Source organism: Corticimicrobacter sp. (assembly GCF_040137905.1).
Lineage (GTDB): Bacteria > Pseudomonadota > Gammaproteobacteria > Burkholderiales > Burkholderiaceae_B > Corticimicrobacter.
Map to the genome: position 1 here is coordinate 57,386 of NZ_JBEFDG010000053.1, position 24,372 is coordinate 81,757.

The following is a 24,372-nucleotide window of genomic DNA, read 5'->3' on the forward strand; positions in this document are numbered from 1 at the left end:
CAGCAGCCATGACCGGCACCACCGCTCACGCCACCGGGACCACCTTGCGCGTGGCGGTCATCGGTGCCGGCAGTTGGGGCACCGCGCTGGCCTGTCTGGCAGCGCGCACCTGGCCTACCCTCATTCATGCCCGCCGCGACGATGTCGTGCGCAACATCCGGCAGGATCATGCCAATCCGCGCTACCTGCCCGGCATCTCACTGCCTGCCGGGCTTGATGCCACGCAATCATTCGATGACATTTTCAGCCACCTGACACAGGATGCAGCCCCTTCGCTGCTGATACTGGGTGTGCCGGTGGCCGGCATGCCCGACACACTGACCATGCTGGCACAGGTCTTTTCCAGCTGGGATCAGGATCGACTGCCCGGCATTGTCTGGAGCTGCAAGGGTTTCGATGCCGAACATGGCAGGCTGCCACACGAAATCGCCGATGCAGCACTGGCGGCACTCCCGTACTTGCCGCGCGGCGTTATTTCCGGCCCGTCCTTTGCGAAAGAAGTGGCACAGGGTCTGCCTGTGGCCCTGACGGTGGCCAGCAACAGCGCCACGCTGCGCGCGCGCACCACCCAGGCGCTGCATGGCGGCATGGCACGTGTCTATGGCAGCGAAGACGTGATCGGCGTCGAGGTCGGTGGCGCACTCAAGAACGTGATGGCCATCGCCAGCGGCATCGGCGACGGACTCGAACTGGGCACCAATGCCCGTGCCGCACTCATTACCCGCGGCCTGGCCGAAATGACCCGCCTGGGGCTGGCGCTGGGTGCCCGTCCCGACACATTTGCCGGGCTGACCGGCCTTGGCGATCTGGTGCTGACGGCCACCGGCGAGCTCTCGCGCAATCGCCAGGTCGGCATCCGCATCGGTCAGGGACAGTCTCTCGACACCATTCTCGCCGGCGGCATGACCGCCGAAGGGGTGCGCTGCGCGCGCGCGGCATTGCTGCGTGCACGGGCTGCCGGGGTCGAACTGCCGATCACAGAAGCAGTCTGCCGCGTACTGTTCGAAGGCGAGTCGCCACGCGATGCCGTCGCCGCGCTGTTTGCCCGCGAGGCGCGAGCCGAATCGCTCAACTGACCGCACCCTCGAAACCCTGCTGGCGCCAGGCCTCGAAAATCGTCACGGCGACCGCGTTGGACAGGTTCAGGCTGCGCTGACCCGGCCTCATCGGCAGCCGTATGCGCTGCCCGTCGCCGAACAGTGCCAGATCCGCATCCGACAACCCGGCCGTTTCGCGCCCGAAGACAAAGACATCGCCCGGCAGGAAGGTCGCCTGGTCGGACCGTCGCGCACCACTCGTGGTCAGCGCAAAACAACGCGACGGATCGGCCCCTGTGGCACGCAATGCCGCGGGCAGGTCATCATGCACCTGCAGGCTAACCCACTCGTGATAATCCAGCCCGGCCCGGCGCAACCGCGCATCATCCAGCTCGAACCCCAGCGGACGCACCAGATGCAACCGGGCACCGGTATTGGCCGAAAGGCGAATGGCATTGCCCGTATTGGGCGGGATTTCGGGGTGAACAAGGATGATATGAAACATGGCGCACTATTGTAGCGTCGGAAGTCCAAACGACATCACGGCAATGCCAGCACCGGGGTACGCGCCACGGCATGGCCATGCACCGCTACCGCGCCGGCCTGGTAGAGCGCCTGCGCAGCGCTGCGCAAAGTACTGCCGGTCGTGACCACATCGTCGACCAGCATGATCACCCGGCCACACACCTGCGCATCGGCGCGATACAGTGCCTGGGTATTGTGCAACCGACTGCGGCGATCCGCAAAATGCTGCTGGCTGTGTTCGCGGGTACGCACCAGCCCACCCAAACGCAGCGGCCATCCCTGCCGCCATGCGAAGTGGCGCGCCACTTCGCCGGCAGGATTGAAACCCCGCCGTCGCAACGAGGCACGGCTCGACGGCACCGGCACCACCAGCACACCGGCAACGTGGCATGCATCGCCATGCATTGCGTGATGCGCCCGCACCAGCGCCGCCGCCATCAGGCCTGCCAGTCCCGGACGGGGCACACCCTTGAACTGCAGCATCAGGGCATCGAAGGGTGCCGCATAATCCAATGCCACGCACAGGCTGTCCAGCCTCAGATCCGCCACCAGCCCTTCCTGTCCAGAACGGGGGTGGGCGGGCATCTGCCGACGGATATCACGCCAGCACGGCGCGCAAGACATCCCGCCCCGGGCAGGCAGGCCACACAATGGGCAATCTCCGGGGCAGACATCACGCAGCCGAAGGTAGAGGTCGCGGAAATAGGCCATAATGCCATCACACACGATTTACCCCGCTTGCGCAGCGCCTGCGCGACCTCTATGTCACAGTCATCTTCCCTACCCGATCTGCCACTCAACACCCTTGATGTGCAGCGGCAGTTTGCCCGCCGGCGCACACTCGACGATGCCCAGTTCCTATACCTGGAAATTGCCCAGCGCATGCGCGAGCGCCTGCAGTGCATCCGCATCCAGCCGGCACGCCTGCTCGACGCCGGTTGCGGCGACGGGGCCGGCCTGCCGGTCCTGAGTGCGCTCTACCCACAAGTTCACTATACCGGCCTGGACCACTGCGCGCCCCTGCTAGAAGAGGCACGACGCCGTTACCGGCCCAGCGGACTCAAGAACTGGATCAATACGCTGCGCCGCCACGGCCCGGCACCGGAATTCATGCAGGCAGATTTGGCCACCTCCGGGCTGGCCCCCGAGTCCATGGACATGGTCTGGTCGAATCTGGCGCTGCACTGGCATCCACAACCACATCGCGTGCTGGACGAATGGCAGCGTATTCTCAAGGTCAACGGGCTGGTGATGTTTTCCTGCCTGGGGCCGGCCACGCTCAAGGAACTCCGCGAAGCCGTAGCAGAAGCCAATCTGGGTACGGCCACGCCCACATTTGTCGACATGCACGATTTCGGCGACCTGCTGGTCGAAAACGGTTTCGCCGACCCGGTCATGGATCAGGAAACACTGACCCTGACGTATGCCTCACCCGAACGGCTGCTGGCGGACATCCGCGCCCTGGGTGGCAATCCAGCCAGCCAGCGACGGCGCGGCCTGGCCTCGCGCGCCTGGCATGACCGCCTGCTGCAAGCACTGGAACGACAGCGCCGCAGTGACGATGGACGCATTAACATGACGATCGAGGTGGCCTATGGCCATGCCTGGCGTGCCGCCATGCGCAAGACCGCGTCGGGCGACATCGGCATGCCGATCAGCGCCATCGGCCGCCGCACGCGCCTGGACTGAAGGTGCCAGGCACCTTGTTCAACGCCGCCAGAACTCCGGCGTAAACAGCACCAGCACGGTAAACAGCTCCAGACGGCCGATCAGCATGGCAAACGAGCACAGCCAGAGCTGGTAGTCAGATAGCCCGGCATAGTTGCCCATGGGGCCGACATCGCCCATGCCCGGCCCAAGGTTGTTGATGCTGGCGAACACCGCACTGAACGCCGTAACCGGCTCGAGACCCGACAGCAGCATCAGCGTCGTCAGCATGCCGATGGAGAGGCCGTACATGAGCAGGAACGCCATGATCCCTGCAATCACCTCCGGACCGACCGGCGTGCGTCCCAGGCGTACGGGAGCCACCACATTGGGATGCAGCAGGCGGGTCAGTTCGCGGCGCGTCTGCTTGACCAGCAGGATGGCACGCGACAGCTTGATCCCGCCCCCGGTAGAACCGGCCGACGTGGCAAAGGAAGCCAGCAGTATCATCCACAGCGGTGCCAGCAGAGGCCACAGCGTATAGTCGGTATTGGCATAGCCGGTGGTGGTGGCCACCGAGATCGTATTGAACATGCCATAGCGCAACGCCTCTCCCCAGGTGCCGTAGACGTGCTTCCAGTACAGAAAGGCCGTCACGAACAGTCCGCTGCCCAGCAGCAACAGCAGGTAAGGTACCGTCTGCGAACAGCGCAGGTAAGCCTTGAGGCTGCGCTGCCGGAACGCCAGGAAGTGCGTGGCAAAGTTGATGCCTGCCAGTACCATGAATACCATGGCGACCATCTCGACTGCCACCGAGTCGAATTTCAGGAAGCCTTCATCCGAAGTGGAAAAACCACCCAGCCCCATGGTGGTTGCCATATGGCACCAGGCATCGAACCAGCTGAGACCCGCCACTCGATAGGCCAGGAAGCAGGCAATCGAAAAGATGAAATACACCGCATACAGCACCTTGCCGGTGCTGGCGATGCGTGGCGTCAGTTTCTCGTCCTTCATCGGGCCGGGCTCGGCCCTGAACAACTGGTGTCCACCCACGCCCAGCAACGGCAGGATGGCGATGGCCAGCACCAGGATTCCCATGCCGCCGACCCAGACCAGGGTGGCCCGCCACAGATTGATCGAATGCGGCAGACCGTCCAGATGATTCAAAACGGTAGAACCTGTCGTGCTCAGCCCGGACATGGCCTCGAAATAGGCCTTGGACAATCCCAGCGGCTGGCCGATCTGGTTGTAATAGACCAGCAACGGCACCGCTGCCAGCAACGGCAGCACCACCCAGGCCAGCGTGACCAGCAGGAAGCCATCGCGAATCCGCAGGTCGCGGGCATCATCCTTGGTGGCCAGCCACAGCGAGCCACTGACCCCCAGCGCAACCGCCAGACCGGCCAGGAACGCGAAACGTCCTGCGTCGCCTGTCCACCACGCCAGCGCCAGAGGCAGCAGCATGGTCGTGGAAAACAGCGCCATGGTCAGCGCCAGCAGCTTGAGAATAACGGGGATGCGCGACATGGCAGGCGGCCTGTTAGCCCTTCAAATTCACGACACTAGAAAAATGCAGCGGAAACCTGGAACAGCTTTTCGACACGGGCGATCTGACGCCGGTCTGGCACGAACACGATCACATGATCGCCATCCTCGATGACCGGGTTCTGGTCCGCCATGAATATCTGCTGATCCCGCACCACGGCAGCAATCATGGCCCCGCTGGGCAGGCGCAATGCCGAAAGTTCACGGCCCACCACGCTGGAAGTGCGCCGGTCGCCGTGGGCCACGGCCTCCAGCACTTCCGGGCCGCCACGTCGCAGGCGGCGTGCAGCCACCACATCACCACGCCGGACATAGCGCAGGATTTCGCTCAGGGTGATCTGCGCCGGCGACAGCGCCACGTCGATCCGGCTGCCCTGCATCAGATCACCATAGGCCGGCCGGTTGATCAGGGTGATCACCTTGCGCGCCCCCAGCCGCTTGGCCAGCAGCGACGACATGATATTGTTTTCGTCATCGGCAGTCACTGCGATCCAGGTGTCCATGTCGGCCACCCCTTCCTGCTCCAGCAGGGCCTCGTCGGTGGCACTGCCATGCAGCACCAGCACGCTGTCGGGCAACTCGCTCGCCAGCAGCTCGCAGCGAGCCCGGTCGTATTCGATCAGCCGCACGCTGTAGCTGTCTTTGGCCAGTTCACGGGCCAGACGCAGGCCGATATTGCCGCCACCGGCGATCATCACGCGATGCACCGATTTCTCGGCCTGCCTGAACTGGCGCACGACTCGGCGAGCCTGACGGGAATCGACCACGAACACGACTTCGTCATCGACCTCGATCTGGGTCCGGGCATCGACCGGAATGGGTTTGTCGCGACGGAATATCTCGACAATGCGCACATCGGTATCCGGCATCAGTTGCTGCAGTTCGCCCACCGCATGTCGCACCAGCGGACTGCCGAGCATGGCGCGGGCCGTGACCACGCTGATGCGGCCATCGGCGAAATCGAGCACCTGCAGCGCCTCGGGAAGATCGATCAGGCGTCGGAAATACTGGGTGATGCTGCGCTCGGGACTGATCAGGTGATCCACGCAAAAGCCATCTTCGCCAAGCAGTTCGGGGTGATCCGCATACTCGGCCGAACGTACCCGGGCAATGCGCAACGGCACGCTGAACATCGTGCGCGCCAGCCGGCAGGCTACCAGATTGAGCGCATCGGACGCCGTACAGGCCACCATGAGGTCGGCGTTGTCCACATCCGCACGACGCAGCACCGAGGGTTTGAGTGCATCACCCACCACAGTCTGCAGATCCAGCCGCTCGGACAGCGCCGCCAGGCGCGTCGCATCGGTATCAACAACCGTGATGTCATTCTGCTCGGAGGCAAGATTCTCGGCCACGCTGGCACCGACCCGGCCCGCACCGAGGATCAGGATTTTCATGAATTGCTGCGGCGGCGCGAGGTTTCGATGCCAAGCTGCTTGAGCTTGCGATAGAGATGGGTACGTTCCAGGCCGGTCTTCTCGGAGACACGGGTCATGCTGTGGCCTTCGCGCTTGAGATGGTATTCGAAATAGACACGCTCGAACTCGTCGCGGGCATCACGCAGTGGCTGGTCGAGGGTGATGTTGCCCAGCAGCCCTTCGTTGCGCTCGGCAGCCGGCTCGGCCTCGATGAAGGCAGGCGCAGCCTGTTCGGAACTGGCCGCGGACGCAACAGCAGAAGAGGCCGGTTGCGACAGCGACGGGGCAACCGAGGCACCGGCCGAACGCGGCGCACACCCCAGCTTGAGGCCAGACACGACGGTATCCAGCAGTTTCTGCAGCGTGATCGGTTTTTCCATGAAGTCGAAGGCACCGATACGAGTCGCCTCGACAGCCGTATCGATGGTGGCGTGACCGCTCATCATCACCACGGGCATGTCAAGCAACCCCTGTGCACTCCATTCCTTGAGCAGGCTGACGCCATCGGTATCCGGCATCCAGATATCGAGCAGCACCAGGTCAGGTCGCGCACGCTGGCGGGCCAGACGGGCTTCGGCGGCATTTTCTGCCAGCTCGACCGTATGACCCTCGTCGTACAAAATTTCCGACAGCAGTTCGCGGATGCCAACCTCGTCGTCCACAACCAGAATTCGTGCCATAACCTATCACCTTATCGCTTTGCCGCATTATCCAGTGCCTGCGGCGTGGCGTCTATCCCTGACATCGGAAAGCGGGTAAACAGGATGGTAACCCGCGCCCCCCCCTCGCTTCGATTGGCCAGGTCGATCCGTGCCCCATGCTCTTCGACGATCTTGCGAACGATCGCCAGCCCCAGCCCCGTACCATGCGCCTTGGTCGTGACGTAGGGTTCGAAGGCGCGCTGCAGGACATGCGCCGGGAATCCCGGCCCGTTGTCCGAAACGGCCAACCGTACCACCGGCTGCTCCAGTCCTGTAGACAGTCCGGCCTGTGCGCCCCGTGTAGAAATACGCACACAACCATCCTGCCCTGCGCGCTCCATCACGGCATCGCAGGCATTGTTGAGCAGATTATGGATGATCTGCCGCAATTGTGTCGCATCTCCCTCGATCGCAGGCAGACCTGGATCAAGTTCCACCTCGATCCATGCATGGTGCCGCTCATTCTGGTGCAATACCTTGGCCTGCCCGGGCTCCCAGCCATAAAGCGCCAGCACATCGGCGATCAGGGCATTGAGATCGATGGCCTGCATCGTGGCCGGTGGCGTGCGTGCATACTCGCGAAAATCATCCACCATCTGCTTGAGCGAGGCCACCTGGTTGATGATGGTCTGTGTGGAACGGGCCAGCATGCCGGCCTCCTGCTCGGGCAGCTTGCCGGCCAGCTTGAGCGCCATGCGCTCGGCAGAAAGCTGGATCGGCGTGAGCGGGTTCTTGATCTCGTGGGCCAGGCGCCGTGCCACTTCTCCCCAGGCCACTGCACGGCTGGCCGAAATGACTTCGCTGATGTCATCGAACACCACGACATAGCCATTGCCACGGCCATCCACCTTGAGGTGCGTACCTCGGGCCAGGACGGTCAACCCCGACTGACGTCCCGTGTCATAGCCCCCGCCCTGCTCGGCGGTCGCCACGCTGTTCTCATCGCGGGAAAGTTCCAGCTCGAACTGCTGTTGCCAGTACATCCGCTCGGACTCGACCGCTGCCTGCACGGCAAAGGCCTGACGTATCCGCGTGGCGAACGCCAATAGCTCGGGCACGGTCTCCAGCGGCCGTCCGATTACGGTACGCAGATCGGCCTGGAGGATATTGCGCGCCCCTTCGTTGAACATCATGACCCTGAAGCCTTCGTCATAGACCAGCACGCCGGACGACAGGTTGGACAGGATGCTTTCGAGATACGCGTTGGAGCGCTCCAGTTCATGGCGATTGCGCTCGACCTGTCGCTGCGCTTCCGAGAGCTGCCGCATCATCTCGTTGAATGACCGGGTCAGCAGGCCGACCTCATCCTGCGCAGAGGGTTCGGGCAAGGGCCTGAAATCACCCACGCTGACCGCCTGGGTACCGGCCGCCAGCCGCAGCAGGGGCCTGACCAGCCGCTTGGAAAGGAACAGCGCCACGGCAATGGCCGACAGCACCGCCAGCATCAGGGCCAGCGTCAGGGTAATGCCGTAGAGCTTGCGCAACCCCAGGCGCGACAGTCCCAGCTCCTGGTAGTCACGGAAGCCCTGCTGAACCTGGTTGGCGTTGCGGGCAATCTGCTCGGGGACAGGCTGGATCAGTTGCAGCCAGCGCGGCTCGCTCATGGCCCCCAGCAAACCGTCGTACCGCTCCGGGCCATCGATCGGCACGATGACTCGCAACTGCAATCCGCCCGAATCCTGGCCGGCGGCATCCTCGACGGATTCTGCCGCAGCATAGCCATTGGACAGCCGCAACTGGCTCAGGACGGTAGGAGGTGGCAGTGCAGGCAGCAGGTTGCCATACAGCCCGGTGGAAAACGCCAGCGCACGGCCGTTGCCGGTAAAGACCAGGGCCTCGTTCACCCCATGCAGTTCCCGTGCCTGGTTGAGCGCGGTCGCCAGCTCGGCATCGGGCAATTGCCCCAGCGCCAGGCGCATGGAGCGGGCCCGTGCCTGCAGCTCATTCAATTGGGAATCGAGGGCGGCACGTCCCAGGTTCAGACCGGCTTCGAGTGCGTTGTCGACGCGCACGTTGAACCAGGACTCGATCGAGCGGGACAGGAACTGTACCGACAGGGTATAGATCAGCGCACCGGGCAGCACGCCGATCAGGGCGAAAGCCAGCGCAAAGCGTGCCGTCAGCCTCGAACCGAACTGATGACGTCGCACCTGGCGCACCAGCTTGACGGTCAGGGTAATGACCCAGACGAACAGGGCCAGCGCCAGGATGCCATTGAGCACCAGGAAGGTATCGTAATAAGCCTGAAAACGCGAGGCACTGCCAGTGGACCAGACCAGCAATCCCAGCAGCAGCAGGCCACTGACAGCCCCGGTCAATAAGATCAGGCGAACCACCCTGCTCATCACTCCCCCTCCTGATCAAGGCTGTCCACGCCGATCTCGACGGTTTGCCAGGGGGTTTCCAGACCCCATGCATTGCTGTTGAGCGCATCGATCTGCAAGGGACGCGACATGTAGGAGGTATCGATACGCAGGCGTACCCGTGCTTCATAGGACAGGGTCGGGTCCAGCGCCTCATCCGGTGCCACCGTCCAATGCCGGACATGCCTGACCAGGGCCAGGGCCTGTTCCAGCGAGGCGACGGGCAGGTTCAATTCGCCCGCGCCGGCCCGCCATTGGCGGGTCAGGGCGTTATAGGTAATGCGCCAGGTCCGGCTGGCATCGATCACGCTGCGATCCAGCCACCACCAGCGCTGGCGCGTGACCTGCAACTCGATGGTAAAGGGCAGCGGCAAGCCTCGCTCGGCCGCCTGCCGCAATTGCGGATTGAGAGAAAAATCGAAATCGGCATCCAGTTGCCAGTGACCATCGGCAAGATAGAGTCGTGCACGCTCGACGACCGGTTCGGACGATGTCCAGCCTGGCGTTGCCGCCAGCAGCAGTATCAGCCAGACAAACCCGGCACATACGCTCCGCACCATTTGCTCCCCCCGGTTCCGAACGCGATCCCGCCTATTTTTCGTGATTCAGCGCGACTTGGCAAACAATGCGTAGAAAAACCCGTCATGCAATGCCCTCGACTGCCCCTGCTCAGGCAACGGCAACAGTTGCCCCGGTGCATCCAGCCTGGTGGCATCGGCATGCCGGACCGCAAATGCCTGTGCCTGCATTTCCCCCTCTTCGGGAAAAATCGAACAGGTGACGTACAGCAACTGGCCACCGGGAGCCAGTGTCCGCCACAGGGCATCGACGATACGCTGCTGCAGTGCGGCCGTACGGGCCACATCCTCGCGCCGGCGCAACCAGCGGATATCGGGATGCCGGCGCACGATGCCCGAGGCCGTACACGGCACGTCGGCCAGGATGGCATCATAAGGCTCGCCATCCCACCATGCATCGGGGTCGGCGGCATCGGCAGCCCGCAGGTCCACACGCGGTGCCCTCAGCCCGAGCCGATCCAGATTCTGCCCCACCCGCGCCAGGCGACCGGCATCGGTGTCCAGCGCCGTCAGCCTGACATCGGCCAATTCCAGCAGGTGGGCCGTCTTGCCTCCCGGTGCGGCGCAGGCATCCAGCACGCGCATGCCATCACGAACCCCCAGCAACGGGGCGGCCATCTGCGCGCCCAGATCCTGGACCGACCACCAGCCCTCCTGGAAGCCAGGAATCCGTGCCACCGGCAATGGCTGGGCCATCAGAACACCCGACTCGCCCAGCGCGCTAGCTTCGATACCCGCGGCCTCGAAACGAGCCAGCAGATCGGTACGCGCAGTGCGGCGACGATTGACACGCAGCGTCATCGGCGGCTGCCGGTTGGCCTCCTGCAGCAAGGACTGCCAGGTGTCCGGATAGGCACGCTGCATGCGTGCAATCCACCAGTGCGGAAAATTCCAGTGGGCCTCGTCGGGCAAATCAGCCTGGACCTCGTCGCGCTCGCGCAGGAAACGCCGCAGCACGGCATTGACCATGCCCTTGGCCGGAGCCATGCGCCGGTCGGCCGACGCTGCGCGCACGGCCTGATCCACGACAGTATGCGGCGCATAGCGCGGCCCCGCCTCCGCCCCTTCTTCGTTCTCGGCCAGCAGACTCAGGGCTGTCAGCAGCAGCGCATCCAGTTCCTTGCCGGGCGGCTTGCGCGGTACCAGCCGGCTACGCACGGCCTGCGCCCAGCCCTGGCGACGCATGACATGGAAACAGATATCCTGCGTGGCGGGTCGCAGCGCAGCCGGCACACGTTCCAGAGCCTCACTCAGGGAGCGGCCGGCATGCACCTCGCTGACGGCCACGGCCACCGCACCCAAGACGTCGGATAGCGCAGGGGCGACGGATTTGTCATTCTTGGCAGATGCAGCGGCGGGATAGGCAGACACGGGACACACAAAATGTTTAATATGGAGAGCGCACCGCAGCATAACGCAATTTGATCCAGTTCTCACGATGACGTATCTCGCAATCCGCCACCTCCACATGACCTTCGCCCTGCTCAGCATCGGCCTGTTCGCCCTGCGCGGACTGCTGGCGCTGTGCAGCGATCGCTGGCGCGGCTCGCGCGCCCTGCGCATTGCGCCGCATATCATCGATACCTGTCTGCTGGCCTCGGCCATCACGCTGCTGGTACTGGCCGGCTTCAATCCGCTGGACCATGCCTGGCTGATGGCCAAGATCATTGCCCTGCTGCTCTATATCTACCTGGGCCGGCAGGCTTTGCGTGCCGGCCTTTCACGCGGCGTACGCCTGCCCTGGCTGATCGCGGCACTGGCCTGTGTCGGCTACATCCTGGGCGTGGCCTTCACCCGCAGCGCAACCTGGGGGCTGGCCTGAACAACTGCCCGCCAGCACCGGGCGCATCATTTCCCGAATCCCCCCTTCCGGAGAGTCCATGTCTGACACCCTGAACGTCCTGCAATCCGCCATGCCTACCGTCGAGGCATTCGCCCTCAACCTGCTGGTCGCCCTGATCATCCTGGTGGTCGGCTGGAGCCTGTCCGATTTTGCCGGCCGGTGGGTACACCGGCTGACATCCAGGTCTTCGCGCATCGACCAGACCATCGTACCCATCCTTCGCAGCATCACGGTATGGACGGTACGGATTTTCGTGCTGATCGCCGTACTGGCCCGTTTCGGCGTGCAGACGGCCAGCATCATTGCCGTGCTCGGCGCGGCCGGCCTGGCCATCGGCCTGGCCCTGCAAGGCACCCTGCAGAACATTGCCGCCGGTTTCATGCTGCTGGCACTGCGTCCGATCCGGGCCGGCGAGTTCGTCTCCATCGCCGGGCATGGTGACGGCACAGTCGACGAAGTGGGCCTGTTCATGACCCGCCTGATCCAGATCGACGGCATCCATGTGGTGCTCCCCAACAGCCTGGTCTGGGGCAGCCCCATCATCAACTACAGCCGTAACGAAACCCGTCGTCTCGACCTGCAGGTCGGCGTGCGCTACGGCGACGATCTGGACCTGGCCATCGGCAAGCTGACCGAACTGGTCAATGGTCACGAACTGGTGCTCAAGGATCCTGCGCCGCAGGTCATGGCCTTCGACTACCGCGAAAACGCCATCATCATCAACATCCGGGTCTGGGCCAAGGCCGACCGTTACTGGGATCTGCGCTTCGATCTGTACCGCACGGCCACGCAGGCGCTGCACGAGGCCGGCCTGAAGCTGCCGATCCCGGTGCGCGAAATCAAGACCATCGAAAAATCGTAAGACTGCATTTCCTGAGCAAGCGATCCGCGCCCTGCGATGCGGATCTGCCTGCCGGGATCATCACTACGGACGCTGCCAGCCCTGTATGAACGCCGCCACCGGCTGGCGCTTGCCCCCCGCCTTCTGCAGTTCGAGGATGCGCAGCACACCATCCCCGGTCGCGATATCGATACCCTGCGGTGACACGGCCAGGACCTCACCCGCGCTGTGGGAAGTGTTCTGCGCCAAGGCACATGCCTGCCACACCTTGACCGGTTGCTCCACGCCAGGCAAGGCCAGCGTGGCACCCGGTACGGGATTGAAGGCGCGGATGCGCCGGGCCAATATCTCCGCAGGCAAGGACAGATCAAGCGCCGCCTCTGCCTTGTCCAGCTTGGCGGCGTAGGTCACGCCAGCCTCGGGCTGAGGCCGTGCGACCAGTTCACCATGCCGCGCCAGTGCTTCGACGATCGCTGCACCGCCCAGCACCGCCAGTACGTCGTGCAGTTCGGCTGCCGTCTGCACAGGGCCGATGGGCGTGCGCTGCTCCAGCAGCATGTCGCCGGTATCCAGCCCTTCATCCATTTGCATGATGGTCACGCCCGTTTCGGCATCGCCGGCCTCGATTGCCCGCTGGATCGGAGCAGCACCGCGCCAGCGCGGCAACAGGCTGGCGTGGATATTCAGGCAGCCCAGGCGCGGCAGGGCCAGTGTCCAGGCCGGCAGGATCAGGCCATAGGCGGCCACGACCATGATATCGGGCTGCAGACGTTCCAGCTCTGTCCGGGCGGCCTGCGCCTCTTCGGGCCAGCGGCCGTCCAGCTTCAGGCTGCGAGGCTGGGCAACCGGGATACCCGCGTCCAGCGCCGCCTGCTTGACCGGACTGGGGGTCAGTTTCATGCCCCGCCCGGCAGGACGATCCGGCTGGGTCATGACCAGCACGATTTCATGGCCGGCAACGCGCAGCGCTTCCAATGCCACACGGGCGAACTCCGGCGTGCCGGCAAATACGATACGCATGGCGCGATTCCTGAAAAAACAGGGCTGCCATGGCAGCCGGTGAACAGGGTAGACGGACGAGTTACCTCAAACTGAACGGGCCACCCGCCTCAGACACGCTCAGCCTGGCGTTCCTGCTTGCGCATCTTGGTGCGGATGCGGTTCTGCTTGAGCGGCGAAAGGTATTCGACAAACACCTTGCCATCCAGATGATCGATTTCGTGCTGGACGCAGACAGCCAGCAGGCCGTCTGCCTCTTTTTCATACGGATTGCCGTCGGCATCGAGCGCCCTGAAGCGGATCTGGGCCGGCCGTTCGACCTCGTCGTAGATGCCGGGTACCGACAGGCAACCTTCCTCGAAGGTCTGGCACTCGTTGCTGCGCCAGGTAATCTCGGGATTGATCAGCACCAACAGATCATCATGATTTTCCGAGACGTCAATCACGATGAGGCGTTCGTGCACATCGATCTGGGTTGCTGCCAAGCCGACGCCCGGCGCATCGTACATGGTTTCAGCCATGTCACGCACCAACTGGCGAATACGGTCATCGACCACGGCAACCGGCTTGGCGATTTTGTGCAGGCGCGGATCGGGATAACGGAGAATGGAAAGTAGAGCCATGTGTTCTGTATGCAGGAACCCTGCGGTATTCGGTGGATGACCAAATTTTAGCTGGTTTGCATGGAGATGCCGGCTTTTTCCTTGCTGCAGTGGTCAATCACTTCCGCCAGCGTTTCGAAGGCCGGCCCGATGCGCTCGTGCGGCACACAGGCATAGCCCATCAGCAACCCCGACTGCGCCGTGCTGGCCGAGCTGTAGTAGGTGCGCAGCGGACGCACCACGATGCCGCGCTCCAGGGCCTGGCGCACGACGCCGAAATCATCCTGCAAATGCGGCAGCGCCAGCACCAGATGCAGGCCGGCTTCATCCCCCAGGATCGGCAGCCGGTCATCGTAGCGACTGCGCACGGCGCGCGTCAGGATATCGCGCCGTTCCGCGTACAGCCCCCGCATGCGCCGGATGTGCGTACCCAGGTAGCCTTCGTAGATGAATTCGGCCAGCGTGGCATGCAGCATGGTCTGGCCTTCGCGGTAGAGATCGGCCAGCCCCAGCGCAAACAGGTCGGCCATCGAGTCCGGCACCACCATGTAGCCGACCCGCAGGCCGGGAAACAGTACCTTGCTGAAACTGCCCACATAGATCACGTTACCGTGCTGATCGAGCCCCTGCAGCGAGGCCAGCGGCGAGATGCCATAGCGAAACTCGCTGTCGTAATCATCCTCGACGATCCAGCAGCCATGCAGGCGGGCGTATTCGAGCAGCATGCGGCGGCGCGCCAGGCTCATGACGCACCCCAGCGGATACTGGTGCGAAGGCGTGCAGATGATCATGCGCGGTGGCCGCGCCAATTGCTGCGCAGACGGATTGATGCCCTCGCCGTCCACCGGAATCGGCACGGGCGTCAGCCCGGACGACAGCAGCAGATTGCGCACGCCCCAGTAGCAGGGGTCTTCCACCCAGACCTCGTCCCCCACATCGCACAGCATGCGGATCGCCAGGTCCAGCGACTGGTGGATGCCCGTGGTCATGATGACCTGCTCGGACTGGCAATTGGCCGCTCGCGACACCCGCAGGTATTCGGCCAGGGCGCGCCTGAGCGGCGGATAGCCGCCACCTTGCGCATACGTCATCTGCTCTGGCCGGGCACCACGCCAGATGCGATTCTGCAGGCGGGTCCAGACCTTGACGGGAAACTCCGTCACGTCCGGCACGCCGGGCATGAACGCGCCCCACTGCACTTTGCTGACGCCGGACAGTTCGATCGTGCGCCGCCCGCGCCGCGACAGTCGCTGGTGATCGCGTGCCGCGTGATGGCTTTGCCGGCTGCGCACCGCTGCCCCGCTCATGTCCGGGCTGGTATCGGCCACATAGGTACCGCTGCCGGTCTGCGTCTGGACATAGCCTTCTGCCTGCAACTGCTCGTAGACATGAGTCACGGTATTGCGGGCAATGCCCAGATCCTGCCCCAATGCGCGGGACGAGGGCAGGCGGGTACCGCCACCGATCTGACCGGAGAGAATGGCCTGCTTGAACAGGTGCGTCAGCCGGCGATAGGCAGGCTCATCGGACGGTTCCGATAGTTGTGCAGCCAGCCATTCCGACAGGGTTGGATCCATGCATTACCCCACCACAAAAAACAGGTGCCATCCGCAAAAACCCTAATTAGTACAAACCCTTAGAGAAATGAGTGGCCCTATCAAAACATAAAAATTGGATCTAATCCAAAGATCCACGCATCATTATACTGAGCCGCAGACACTGTTCCTGCACGCCCATAAACCGATGCCCGGGCGGACATCGCTGCAGGAAAACATTTCCGAACCAGGAGCCAACATGGATAACCAGTCATTGCAACAACGCCGCCTTGCCGCCTCCCCGCGTGGCGTTGGCGTAATGTGCTCTTTCTACGCCGACCGCGCACTCAACGCCGAACTGTGGGATGTCGAAGGCAAGCGCTATATCGACTTCGCGGCCGGCATCGCCGTGCTCAATACCGGCCATCGCCACCCGCGCATCGTCGAAGCCATCTCGGCCCAGCTCGAACGCTTCACGCATACGGCCTACCAGATCGTGCCGTACGAATCCTATATCGGCCTGGCCGAGCGCATCAACGCTGTCACACCCGGTTCTCATGCCAAGAAGACCGCATTCTTCACGACCGGTGCCGAAGCCGTCGAAAATGCCGTCAAGATCGCCCGTGCCGCCACCGGCCGCCCCGGCGTCATCGCCTTCAACGGTGGTTTCCACGGCCGCACCCTGCTGACGCTGGCACTGACCGGCAAGGTCGCCCCCTACAAGATCGGCTTCGGCCCCTTTCCGGGCGACGTGCACCACCTGCCGTTCCCCAGCGACCTGCACGGCGTTACGCAGGAACAGGCCGTCCACGCCCTGCAGCAACTTTTCAAGGCCGACATCGAAGCCACCCGCGTGGCCGCCATCATCATCGAGCCTGTACAGGGCGAAGGTGGCTTCAACCCGGTACCGCCGGCATTCTTCCGTGCCCTGCGCGAGATCTGCGACCAGTACGGCATCCTGCTGATCGCCGACGAAGTGCAGACCGGCTTTGCACGGACCGGCAAGCTGTTTGCCAGTGAGCACTTCGACGTCCTGCCCGACCTGATCACCTTCGCCAAGAGCCTGGCCGGCGGCATGCCGCTGTCGGGCGTCTGCGGCCGCGCCGAGATCATGGATGCGCCCGCACCGGGCGGACTGGGCGGCACCTACGCCGGCAACCCGCTGTCGGTGGCCGCTGCCCATGCCGTACTCGACATCATCGCCGACGAAGACCTGACCGGCCGCAGCCAGCGCCTGGGCGATCGCCTGCGCCAGCGACTCGAAGGGCTGCGTGCCAGCGTGCCGCAGATCAGCGATGTGCGCGGACTGGGCGGCATGATCGCAGTGGAGTTCGGCACGCACGAGCAGCCCGACGCCGACTTCGCCAAGGCCGTGCAGGCCCGCGCACTGGAACGCGGCCTGCTGTTGCTGACCTGCGGTGCCTACGGCAACGTCATCCGTTTCCTGTTCCCGCTGACCATCGAGGACGCCGTCTTCGATGAAGCGCTGGAGATTCTGGAGGCCGCCCTGCGCGGCTGATCGCCAGCAGGCAGGCGCAACCTCCATAATAAAAGCGCTCGATACCGATACTACCAAGGGGAATTCGCATCATGACCCACTCTTCCGCCAGCCAGGACGTGCTCGTCAGCTTTCGCGGCGTCAAGAAAACCTACGACGGCGAGAATCTCGTCGTCAAAAGCCTCGACCTCGATATCTACAAGGGCGAGTTCCTGACGCTGCTGGGCCCGTCAGGTTCGGGCAAGACCACCTGCCTGATGATGCTGGCCGGATTCGAATTCCCCACCGGCGGCGAAATCCGGCTGGGCGACCAGTTGCTCAACCGGGTGCCGCCGCACAAGCGCAATATCGGCATGGTGTTCCAGAACTATGCCCTGTTCCCGCACCTGACCGTGGCGCAGAATGTCGGCTATCCGCTGCAGGTACGTGGCATGTCTGCCGCCGAGCGCAAGACGCGGATCATGGAAGCTCTGGCCATGGTCCACATGGAAAAATTCGGCGACCGTTATCCGGCCCAGCTCTCGGGTGGCCAGCAGCAGCGCATCGCGCTGGCCCGCGCCCTGGTTTTCAAGCCGCAGCTGGTGCTGATGGACGAGCCGCTGGGCGCGCTCGACAAACAGTTGCGCGAACACATGCAGATCGAACTCAAGGCCCTGCACAGCCAGCTCGGCATGACGTTCGTCTATGTCACGCACGACCAGAACGAAGCCCTCACCATGAGTGACCGGGTCGCCGTGTTCGACCAGGGCATCATCCAGCAGATCGACCCGGTCGATGCCCTCTACGAAACACCCGACAACCTGTTCGTGGCCGGCTTCATCGGCGACAGCAACCGCCTCGCTGGCAAGCTGACTCAGCAGGATGCGGACACTTGCGCCCTGGCCCTGCCCGATGGACAGACCGTGCATGGTCGCCTGATCGGCACGTTTGCCGCCGGCCAGCCGGCGACTGCCAGCATCCGTCCGGAGCGCATGCGCCTGGTCACCGCAGACAGTGCCGTCACCCCAGGCCTGCAACGCCTGAACTGTACCGTTTCCAGCCTGATCTACTTCGGCGACCATGTGCGCCTGCAATGCACCTTGCCTGGCCAGTCCCAGTGCTTCGTCAAGGTGCCGCTGGGCACGCCCGGACTGGATCGCATGACCGTGGATACGCCGGTCACGCTGGAATTCCTGCCCGAGCACCTGCGCATCTACGCCTGAGTACCGGTACAGCCTCGCATAGACGCTTCACGATTTTCCGCAGTCCGCTTTGCATCCACCTCTGTCATCACAGCAATCCTGCAGCACCGTGTCACCAGACACGCCTTTCCGCATAAAACACAAGGGGGTATTACCATGGCTTTCCCGTTCTCTCTGCGTCAAGTGTGTTTCCTCTCCGCAACCGCATGCCTGGCCTTCGGGGCCAGCGCCAAGGACCTGACGGTCGTCAACTTCGGGGGTGCCAATGGCAATGCCCAGAAAACGGCCTATGTGGATACCTTCGAAAAAGCGACCGGCAACCGCATCATCGGAGTCGAGTACAACGGTGAGCAGGCCCGGGTCAAGGCCATGGTCGAAGCCGGCAATGTCACCTGGGACGTGGTCGAAGTCGAGACCGGCGACCTGACCCGTGGCTGCGACGAAGGACTGTACCAGCGTATCGACTGGAGCCGCGTGGGCGACAAGGCCGACTTCATTCCCGAAGCCGTGACCGAATGCGGCGTCGGCACCTTCGTCTGGTCCACCGTGCTGGCCTACGATGCCGACAAGCTCAAGACCGCACCGACCAGTTGGGCCGATTTCTGGGATATCGAGAAATTCCCCGGCAAGCGCGGCATGCGCAAGCAGGCGCTGTACAACCTCGAGTTTGCCCTGATGGCCGACGGCGTGCCCGCCAAGGACGTCTACGAGGTACTAGCCACCAAGGAAGGCGTGGATCGCGCCTTCAAGAAGCTGGACGAACTCAAGCCGCACATCCAGTGGTGGGAAGCCGGCGCACAGCCTCCGCAATTCCTGGTTGCCGGCGACGTGGTGATGTCCACTGCCTTCAACGGCCGCATCGATGCAGCCCGTCGTGAAGGCCGTCCGCTGGCCGTGGCCTGGAATGGCGGCATCTATGACCTGGACTACTGGGTCATCCCGGAAGGCACGCCCAACACCGATCTGGCCTATGACTTCATCAAGCATGCCAGCCAACCCGAGAACCAGACGGTCTACGCCCAGAACATCGCCTACGGGCCGGTCAACGTCAAGGCGCTCGAAAACCTCGACGCCAAGGTGCTGGCCGACCTGCCCAGCGCACCCGCCAACGCGTCGGTCGGCGTGCTGATGAACGGTGAGTTCTGGACCGACCACGGCGAAGAGCTGCAACAGCGCTTCACCGCCTGGGCCGCCCGCTAAACCCTGAAGGGCCGTCCGGCAGGACGGTGCGCCATGCACACCGCCGCCCTGCCGGACACTGCCCGAGACACCCGTTCTGCCGCTTTCCGGAGTCATCATGAACCACCAAGCCGTCCTTGCACCGGGCCTGTCCACCGCCGAGCCGGACATGCGCCAGCTCAAGCGCGAACTGCGCATGGCCGAGTGGCGCCGCAAGAGCCAGGCGCTGCTGCTGATCGCTCCGCTGGCGGTATTCGTACTGGTCATTTTCCTGGTGCCGATCGGCACCCTGCTGCAGCGTGCCGTAGCCAATCCCGAAGTCGCCAATGCACTGCCCAACACCGTGGCAGCGCTGCATGACTGGAGCCGCAAGGACCTGCCCGGGCAGCCTGCCTACGATGCGCTGGCCCTCGACCTGCAGCAATCTCGCGAAACCGGTGCCGCCCTGATCGGCAACCTGGCACGGCGGCTGAACAACGAGATCAGCGGCTACCGCTCGCTGGTCACCAAAACGGCCCGCGCCATGCCCCTCGAAGGCGACGCCCGCACGGCGCTGATCGCGCTGGACGAGCGCTGGGGCAAGGTCGAATACTGGCAGGCCATCGCCAAGCATGCCTCACCGCATACGGCCTCCTACCTGCTGGCCTCGCTGGATCGCCAGCAGGACAATTTCGGCAGCATCATCCCGGCCGATCCCGACAGCGCCATCTATCTCGACATTTTCGGCCGCACGCTATGGATCGGCCTGGTCTCGACCCTGATCACACTGCTGATTGCCTTTCCGCTGGCCTACTGGGCCTCGACGCTGTCGGCGCGGGGTGCCAACCTGGTGATGATCTGCGTGCTGATTCCGTTCTGGACCTCGGTACTGGTGCGCATCGCCGCCTGGAACGTGCTGCTGCAGCAATCCGGCCTGATCAACAGCGGCCTGCAGGCACTGGGCCTGATCGATCAGCCCTTGCTGCTGCTGTTCCACCGTCCTGGCATCTACATCTCGATGGTGCACATCATGCTGCCCTTCATGATTCTGCCGCTCTACAGCGTGATGAAGTCCATCCCGCCCACCTATCAGCGCGCTGCCATCTCGCTCGGCAGCCATCCGTTCGCCGCCTTCTGGAAGGTCTATGTGCCGCAGACCTATGCCGGCGTGGCAGCGGGTGCCCTGCTGGTTTTCATCACCACCATCGGCTACTACATCACCCCGGCCCTGCTGGGCGGCCCCAATGACCAGATGGTGAGCTATTACATCGCCTACTTCACCAACACGGTGGTGAACTGGGGCATGGCCTGCGCGCTGGGCGCTCTGCTGCTGGCCGCCACGCTGGTGCTGTACGCCGTTTACCAGCGCATCACCCGCCCCGGTGCCCAGGCAACGGCACGCTGACCCGGCCCGGAACAAGGACTGACCATGAAACGACTGATACCCGACTTCCCGCCCAGCATGCTGTGGTCCGAACGCATCTGGTACGTGGCGCTGCGCGTCATCTGCGTGCTGATCCTGCTGTACCTGGTTTTACCCATCATGGCCATCGTGCCGCTGTCTTTCTCCAGCAGCAGTTTCCTGGCCTATCCGATCCCGGGCTTTTCTCTGCGCTGGTACGAGAACCTGCTCGAGGCTCCCGAATGGATACGCGCCGCCAAGAACAGCTTCATCGTCGCGCCGGCCGCCACCGCCATCGCCACGGTGCTGGGCACCCTGGCCGCCACCGGACTGGTCAAGGCCGAGTTCCGCGGCAAGGGCCTGCTGATGGCGATCCTGATCTCGCCCATGATCGTGCCGGTGATCGTGGTCGGTGTCGGCATGTACCTGTTCTTTGCCCCGCTGGGCCTGTCCGACAGCTACACCGCGCTGATCCTGGCACACGCCGCGCTGGGTGCCCCCTTCGTGCTGACCACGGTGCTGGCCACGCTGCAGGGCTTTAACCACAATCTGGTGCGGGCCAGCCTGTCGCTGGGCGCGGGCCGGCTGTACACCTTTTTCCGGATCACCCTGCCGCTGATTGCGCCGGGCATCATTTCGGGTGCATTATTTGCCTTTGCCACCTCGTTCGACGAAGTGGTGGTCACGCTGTTCCTGGCAGGTGCCGAGCAGGTCACGCTGCCGCGCCAGATGTTTACAGGCATCAGAGAAAACATCAGCCCGACCATTGCCGCGCTGGCAACGATCCTGATCGTGCTGTCGACCAGCCTGCTGCTGGTGCTCGAATGGCTGCGCGGTCGCATCAGCCAGAAAACCCGGATGAGCGCCTGACCCCTCGCGTACATCCCCCTTGCCTCAGAGGAATGCCATGCTTTCGCTAAAGAACCCACAACTCCTGCGTCAACAGGCCTATATCAATGGCCAGTGGATCGATGCTGACCAGGGCAATACCGTCGAAGTCCGCAACCCGGCCACCGGCGAAGTCGTCGCCCACGTGCCCCGCATGGGCCAGGCCGAGACACGCCGGGCCATCGAAGCGGCCAATGCCGCCTGGCCAGCCTGGCGGCGCCTGACCGCCAAGGCGCGCTGCGCCATCCTGCGCCGCTGGTATGAATTGATGCTGGCCAATGCCGATGACCTGGCGGCCATCATGACGGCAGAGCAAGGCAAACCGCTGGCCGAAGCGCGTGGCGAGATCGTCTACGCCGCCTCATTCCTGGAATGGTTTGCCGAGGAAGGCAAGCGCGTGCAGGGCGACACCCTGGCCACGCCAGCAGCCGACCGTCGCCTGATCGTCGTCAAGGAGCCCATCGGGGTCTGCGCCGCGATCACACCGTGGAATTTCCCCTCCGCCATGATCACCCGCAAGGCCGGGCCGGCGCTGGCTGCCGGCTGCCCGATGGTGCTCAAGCCGGCCGAGGCCACGCCGCTGTCGGCGCTCGCGCTGGCCGTGCTGGGCGAGGAAGCCGGCATCCCGGCCGGGATTTTCAGCGTCGTCACCGGCGAGGCCCGTGCCATCGGCGGCGAGATGACCTCCAACCCGACCGTGCGCAAGCTGACCTTTACCGGCTCCACCGAAGTCGGTCGCCTGCTGTTCCGCCAGAGTGCCGACACGATCAAGAAGCTGTCGCTCGAACTGGGCGGCAACGCGCCGTTCATCGTGTTCGACGATGCCGACCTGGATGCCGCCGTCGAGGGAGCCATTGCTTCCAAGTACCGCAATGCCGGCCAGACCTGCGTCTGCGCCAACCGCCTGTATGTGCAGGATGGCGTGTACGACGCCTTTGCCGAAAAACTCGCCGCTGCCGTCGGCAAGCTGCGGGTGGGCAACGGGACCGACAAGGGTGTCGACCTGGGACCGCTGATCGACGATGCCGCCCTGGCCAAGGTGCAGGAACACATCGAGGATGCCGTCGCCAAGGGCGGCAAGGTGCTGGTCGGCGGCAAGCCGCACGCACTGGGCCATTCCTTTTTCGAGCCGACCGTGGTGGTGGGTGCCACCCCCGAGATGCGCGTGGCCCGCGAGGAAACCTTCGGCCCGCTGGCCCCGCTGTTCCGCTTCAAGACCGATGAAGATGTGATCGCCATGGCCAACGATACCGAGTTCGGTCTCGCCAGCTATTTCTACAGCAACAACATCCAGCGCGTCTGGCGCGTGGCCGAAGCACTCGAATACGGCATGGTCGGCATCAACACCGGCCTGATCTCGAACGAGGTCGCGCCCTTCGGCGGTGTCAAGCAGTCGGGCCTGGGCCGCGAGGGCTCGCGCTATGGCATGGACGACTACCTGGTGGTCAAGTATCTGTGCCTGGGCGGCATGGGTGCCTGAAGATAAGCAACCATGCGGCTGCCAGACCACAGCCCAGGCAGCCGCATGAGAATCTGAACCCATATCCGGGTTCTCATCCAAAAAACACCCCCACGCTTGTCGCTGCGCGCCGGCGCTGCCTCCCAGGGGGGCGCTTTTTGTCTTGGGGCGGCCCGGTGACAAAAAAAGCGATCCTGCCACACGGCCAGGATCGCTTTTTTCATGGGGTCATGCCGATCAGAACTCGATGCCCATCGTAGCCACCACATGCCGGCCCGGCTCGGGCAGGTAGCCGCCCGGTGCAGGCGTATAGCTGCGGTCAAACAGGTTGCGCAGACTGAGCGTGGCGTTGTAGGTCAGGGTGGAGGTTTTCTTCTGCAGTCCCACCGTCAGGTTGGCAACACTCCAGCCGGAGCGGTACTCACTGCCCGAAGCCACACCCGTCAGGTCGTTGACGATTTCCGAGTGTGCGCCACGCGACGTGACCAGTTGCCCGTCGGCAAACAGGTTGCTGCCATCCTGCAGGTTGGTTTCCCATTTCAGGCCCAGCGTACCCCAGGCCGAAGGCACACCGTTGTCCGTGGTCGAGAACCCGCGCTTGATGGTTTTGTAGCGCAGCAGGCTGAGATTGGCATAGGGCGTGAAGCCGGTCCCGTCGATGGCATAGCTGACGGCCAGTTCGGCACCATAGCTGCGGGTCTTGTCATCGTTCTGGTTCTGCATCTCGACGCCACCTGGCCCACGACGCAGCGTCACCATCCGGATGCCATCACGGATGTCGCTGTAGAACAGGCTGAGATCGGCGTCCAGGTTGCCATTGTTGTAGCGGGCACCAATTTCGTAGTTATTGGATTTTTCCGCCTTCAGGTCCGGATTGGGCAGGACGTGACGGTTCCCGTTGCTGGAGCCCATGTAGCTGATATACATGTTGGGATTGCGAAAGCCCTGCGAGAACAGGGCGCGCAACTGGGTATTTTCAATTCCGGAATACACCACCCCCAGGCTGGCGACAGGACGGCTGGTGCTGCTGCTGTTGGTGCGATCGGGATAGCGGTCAGACCTGTCGAGTTCGACACGCGTCCAGGTATTGCGCAACCCTGCCGTCAGCACGGTATTGTCTGTCAGGCTCCATTCATCCTGTACGAAAAGCGC

The 24,372-nt window shown here is 63.7% G+C and carries 22 protein-coding genes; 10 read left to right on the forward strand and 12 right to left on the reverse strand.

Going from position 1 to position 24,372, the window contains the following annotated elements:
* The first annotated feature begins 8 nt into the window (after nucleotides 1-8).
* Nucleotides 9-1,076 (forward strand): NAD(P)H-dependent glycerol-3-phosphate dehydrogenase, encoded by a 1,068-nt coding sequence (locus ABN482_RS09280; RefSeq protein WP_349503717.1) that lies wholly within the window; start codon nucleotides 9-11, stop codon nucleotides 1,074-1,076.
* Here ABN482_RS09280 and ABN482_RS09285 read toward each other — a convergent pair.
* Both ABN482_RS09285 and ABN482_RS09290 read right to left on the reverse strand, forming a co-directional pair.
* Entirely contained in the window at nucleotides 1,069-1,542 is a 474-nt protein-coding gene (locus ABN482_RS09285) for a tRNA (cytidine(34)-2'-O)-methyltransferase (protein WP_349503718.1), read from the reverse strand. The two genes, ABN482_RS09280 and ABN482_RS09285, sit on opposite strands and share 8 nt — an antisense overlap.
* Nucleotides 1,543-1,577: 35 nt before the next feature.
* Nucleotides 1,578-2,147, reverse strand: coding sequence for a ComF family protein (locus ABN482_RS09290; protein WP_349503719.1), 570 nt, complete (start codon nucleotides 2,145-2,147; stop codon nucleotides 1,578-1,580).
* 177 nt (nucleotides 2,148-2,324) lie between these two features.
* Between ABN482_RS09290 and ABN482_RS09295 the strand changes: the two genes are divergently transcribed.
* On the forward strand, nucleotides 2,325-3,251 hold the full coding sequence (locus ABN482_RS09295; protein WP_349503720.1) for a methyltransferase domain-containing protein: 927 nt from the start codon (nucleotides 2,325-2,327) through the stop codon (nucleotides 3,249-3,251).
* An 18-nt stretch (nucleotides 3,252-3,269) separates the two neighbouring features.
* Here the strand turns inward: ABN482_RS09295 and ABN482_RS09300 are convergent, their stop codons facing one another.
* From ABN482_RS09300 to rsmB, 6 genes are read right to left on the reverse strand one after another with little or no spacing between them, the layout of a single operon-like run.
* Nucleotides 3,270-4,736 (reverse strand): TrkH family potassium uptake protein, encoded by a 1,467-nt coding sequence (locus ABN482_RS09300; RefSeq protein ID WP_349503721.1) that lies wholly within the window; start codon nucleotides 4,734-4,736, stop codon nucleotides 3,270-3,272.
* Between the two features lie 35 nt (nucleotides 4,737-4,771).
* The gene (gene trkA, locus ABN482_RS09305) at nucleotides 4,772-6,151 is read right to left on the reverse strand and encodes a Trk system potassium transporter TrkA (RefSeq protein ID WP_349503722.1); all 1,380 of its coding nucleotides are present in this window, start codon (nucleotides 6,149-6,151) and stop codon (nucleotides 4,772-4,774) included.
* On the reverse strand, nucleotides 6,148-6,852 hold the full coding sequence (locus ABN482_RS09310) for a response regulator (protein WP_349503723.1): 705 nt from the start codon (nucleotides 6,850-6,852) through the stop codon (nucleotides 6,148-6,150). Before ABN482_RS09310 ends, trkA begins: the two co-directional genes overlap by 4 nt.
* A gap of 11 nt (nucleotides 6,853-6,863) precedes the next feature.
* Nucleotides 6,864-9,218 (reverse strand): sensor histidine kinase, encoded by a 2,355-nt coding sequence (locus ABN482_RS09315; RefSeq protein WP_349503724.1) that lies wholly within the window; start codon nucleotides 9,216-9,218, stop codon nucleotides 6,864-6,866.
* Entirely contained in the window at nucleotides 9,218-9,796 is a 579-nt protein-coding gene (locus ABN482_RS09320; protein WP_349503725.1) for a DUF4390 domain-containing protein, read from the reverse strand. Before ABN482_RS09320 ends, ABN482_RS09315 begins: the two co-directional genes overlap by 1 nt.
* Before the next feature lie 45 nt (nucleotides 9,797-9,841).
* A complete protein-coding gene (gene rsmB, locus ABN482_RS09325) occupies nucleotides 9,842-11,185 on the reverse strand; it encodes a 16S rRNA (cytosine(967)-C(5))-methyltransferase RsmB (protein WP_349503726.1) in 1,344 nt (447 codons plus the stop codon).
* Nucleotides 11,186-11,252: 67 nt separating this feature from the next.
* On the opposite strand from rsmB, the gene ABN482_RS09330 reads away from it, so the two are divergent.
* Both ABN482_RS09330 and ABN482_RS09335 read left to right on the forward strand, forming a co-directional pair.
* Nucleotides 11,253-11,636, forward strand: coding sequence for a SirB2 family protein (locus ABN482_RS09330; protein ID WP_349503727.1), 384 nt, complete (start codon nucleotides 11,253-11,255; stop codon nucleotides 11,634-11,636).
* A 58-nt stretch (nucleotides 11,637-11,694) separates the two neighbouring features.
* Complete coding sequence (locus ABN482_RS09335; protein WP_349503728.1) at nucleotides 11,695-12,519, forward strand: mechanosensitive ion channel family protein; 825 nt, start codon at nucleotides 11,695-11,697, stop codon at nucleotides 12,517-12,519.
* Nucleotides 12,520-12,582: 63 nt separating this feature from the next.
* On the opposite strand, the gene fmt is transcribed toward ABN482_RS09335, so the two are convergent.
* From fmt to pdxR, 3 genes are all read right to left on the reverse strand, one after another.
* Nucleotides 12,583-13,518 carry a methionyl-tRNA formyltransferase gene (gene fmt, locus ABN482_RS09340; RefSeq protein ID WP_349503729.1) on the reverse strand — a complete coding sequence of 312 codons (936 nt, stop codon included), beginning with the start codon at nucleotides 13,516-13,518 and terminating at the stop codon, nucleotides 12,583-12,585.
* Between the two features lie 89 nt (nucleotides 13,519-13,607).
* On the reverse strand, nucleotides 13,608-14,120 hold the full coding sequence (gene def / locus ABN482_RS09345; protein ID WP_349503730.1) for a peptide deformylase: 513 nt from the start codon (nucleotides 14,118-14,120) through the stop codon (nucleotides 13,608-13,610).
* A gap of 47 nt (nucleotides 14,121-14,167) precedes the next feature.
* Nucleotides 14,168-15,676: a MocR-like pyridoxine biosynthesis transcription factor PdxR gene (pdxR, locus tag ABN482_RS09350; RefSeq protein ID WP_349503731.1), complete on the reverse strand. Its 1,509-nt coding sequence runs from the start codon at nucleotides 15,674-15,676 to the stop codon at nucleotides 14,168-14,170.
* Between the two features lie 217 nt (nucleotides 15,677-15,893).
* Here pdxR and gabT point away from each other — a divergent pair, with 217 nt between their 5' ends.
* The 6 genes from gabT (at nucleotide 15,894) to gabD (ending at nucleotide 23,241) form a co-directional block, all read left to right on the forward strand.
* Nucleotides 15,894-17,153, forward strand: a complete 1,260-nt coding sequence (gabT, locus tag ABN482_RS09355; RefSeq protein WP_349503732.1) for a 4-aminobutyrate--2-oxoglutarate transaminase — start codon at nucleotides 15,894-15,896, stop codon at nucleotides 17,151-17,153.
* Between the two features lie 71 nt (nucleotides 17,154-17,224).
* The gene (locus ABN482_RS09360) at nucleotides 17,225-18,334 is read left to right on the forward strand and encodes an ABC transporter ATP-binding protein (RefSeq protein ID WP_349503733.1); all 1,110 of its coding nucleotides are present in this window, start codon (nucleotides 17,225-17,227) and stop codon (nucleotides 18,332-18,334) included.
* 135 nt (nucleotides 18,335-18,469) lie between these two features.
* Nucleotides 18,470-19,513 (forward strand): ABC transporter substrate-binding protein, encoded by a 1,044-nt coding sequence (locus ABN482_RS09365; protein WP_239990053.1) that lies wholly within the window; start codon nucleotides 18,470-18,472, stop codon nucleotides 19,511-19,513.
* Nucleotides 19,514-19,610: 97 nt separating this feature from the next.
* On the forward strand, nucleotides 19,611-20,876 hold the full coding sequence (locus tag ABN482_RS09370) for an ABC transporter permease (protein WP_349503734.1): 1,266 nt from the start codon (nucleotides 19,611-19,613) through the stop codon (nucleotides 20,874-20,876).
* 24 nt (nucleotides 20,877-20,900) lie between these two features.
* Nucleotides 20,901-21,743 (forward strand): ABC transporter permease, encoded by an 843-nt coding sequence (locus ABN482_RS09375; RefSeq protein ID WP_349503735.1) that lies wholly within the window; start codon nucleotides 20,901-20,903, stop codon nucleotides 21,741-21,743.
* 37 nt (nucleotides 21,744-21,780) lie between these two features.
* Nucleotides 21,781-23,241, forward strand: coding sequence for an NADP-dependent succinate-semialdehyde dehydrogenase (gene gabD / locus ABN482_RS09380; protein WP_349503736.1), 1,461 nt, complete (start codon nucleotides 21,781-21,783; stop codon nucleotides 23,239-23,241).
* 216 nt (nucleotides 23,242-23,457) lie between these two features.
* On the opposite strand, the gene ABN482_RS09385 is transcribed toward gabD, so the two are convergent.
* Nucleotides 23,458-24,372 (reverse strand): TonB-dependent receptor domain-containing protein (locus tag ABN482_RS09385; protein ID WP_349503737.1); only part of this gene is annotated, 915 nt, incomplete at its 5' end.

Bases quoted from the DNA above. Each gene is read 5' to 3' on its own strand.
- gabD (WP_349503736.1), top strand. From the start codon at position 21,781: ATGCTTTCGCTAAAGAACCCACAACTCCTGCGTCAACAGGCCTATATC.
- ABN482_RS09365 (WP_239990053.1), top strand. From the start codon at position 18,470: ATGGCTTTCCCGTTCTCTCTGCGTCAAGTGTGTTTCCTCTCCGCAACC.
- ABN482_RS09295 (WP_349503720.1), top strand. From the start codon at position 2,325: ATGTCACAGTCATCTTCCCTACCCGATCTGCCACTCAACACCCTTGAT.
- ABN482_RS09370 (WP_349503734.1), top strand. From the start codon at position 19,611: ATGAACCACCAAGCCGTCCTTGCACCGGGCCTGTCCACCGCCGAGCCG.
- ABN482_RS09285 (WP_349503718.1), bottom strand. From the start codon at position 1,542: ATGTTTCATATCATCCTTGTTCACCCCGAAATCCCGCCCAATACGGGC.
- ABN482_RS09335 (WP_349503728.1), top strand. From the start codon at position 11,695: ATGTCTGACACCCTGAACGTCCTGCAATCCGCCATGCCTACCGTCGAG.
- ABN482_RS09320 (WP_349503725.1), bottom strand. From the start codon at position 9,796: ATGGTGCGGAGCGTATGTGCCGGGTTTGTCTGGCTGATACTGCTGCTG.
- def (WP_349503730.1), bottom strand. From the start codon at position 14,120: ATGGCTCTACTTTCCATTCTCCGTTATCCCGATCCGCGCCTGCACAAA.
- pdxR (WP_349503731.1), bottom strand. From the start codon at position 15,676: ATGGATCCAACCCTGTCGGAATGGCTGGCTGCACAACTATCGGAACCG.
- ABN482_RS09330 (WP_349503727.1), top strand. From the start codon at position 11,253: ATGACGTATCTCGCAATCCGCCACCTCCACATGACCTTCGCCCTGCTC.
- ABN482_RS09315 (WP_349503724.1), bottom strand. From the start codon at position 9,218: ATGAGCAGGGTGGTTCGCCTGATCTTATTGACCGGGGCTGTCAGTGGC.
- ABN482_RS09310 (WP_349503723.1), bottom strand. From the start codon at position 6,852: ATGGCACGAATTCTGGTTGTGGACGACGAGGTTGGCATCCGCGAACTG.
- gabT (WP_349503732.1), top strand. From the start codon at position 15,894: ATGGATAACCAGTCATTGCAACAACGCCGCCTTGCCGCCTCCCCGCGT.
- ABN482_RS09375 (WP_349503735.1), top strand. From the start codon at position 20,901: ATGAAACGACTGATACCCGACTTCCCGCCCAGCATGCTGTGGTCCGAA.
- trkA (WP_349503722.1), bottom strand. From the start codon at position 6,151: ATGAAAATCCTGATCCTCGGTGCGGGCCGGGTCGGTGCCAGCGTGGCC.
- ABN482_RS09360 (WP_349503733.1), top strand. From the start codon at position 17,225: ATGACCCACTCTTCCGCCAGCCAGGACGTGCTCGTCAGCTTTCGCGGC.
- ABN482_RS09290 (WP_349503719.1), bottom strand. From the start codon at position 2,147: ATGCCCGCCCACCCCCGTTCTGGACAGGAAGGGCTGGTGGCGGATCTG.
- ABN482_RS09280 (WP_349503717.1), top strand. From the start codon at position 9: ATGACCGGCACCACCGCTCACGCCACCGGGACCACCTTGCGCGTGGCG.
- ABN482_RS09300 (WP_349503721.1), bottom strand. From the start codon at position 4,736: ATGTCGCGCATCCCCGTTATTCTCAAGCTGCTGGCGCTGACCATGGCG.
- fmt (WP_349503729.1), bottom strand. From the start codon at position 13,518: ATGCGTATCGTATTTGCCGGCACGCCGGAGTTCGCCCGTGTGGCATTG.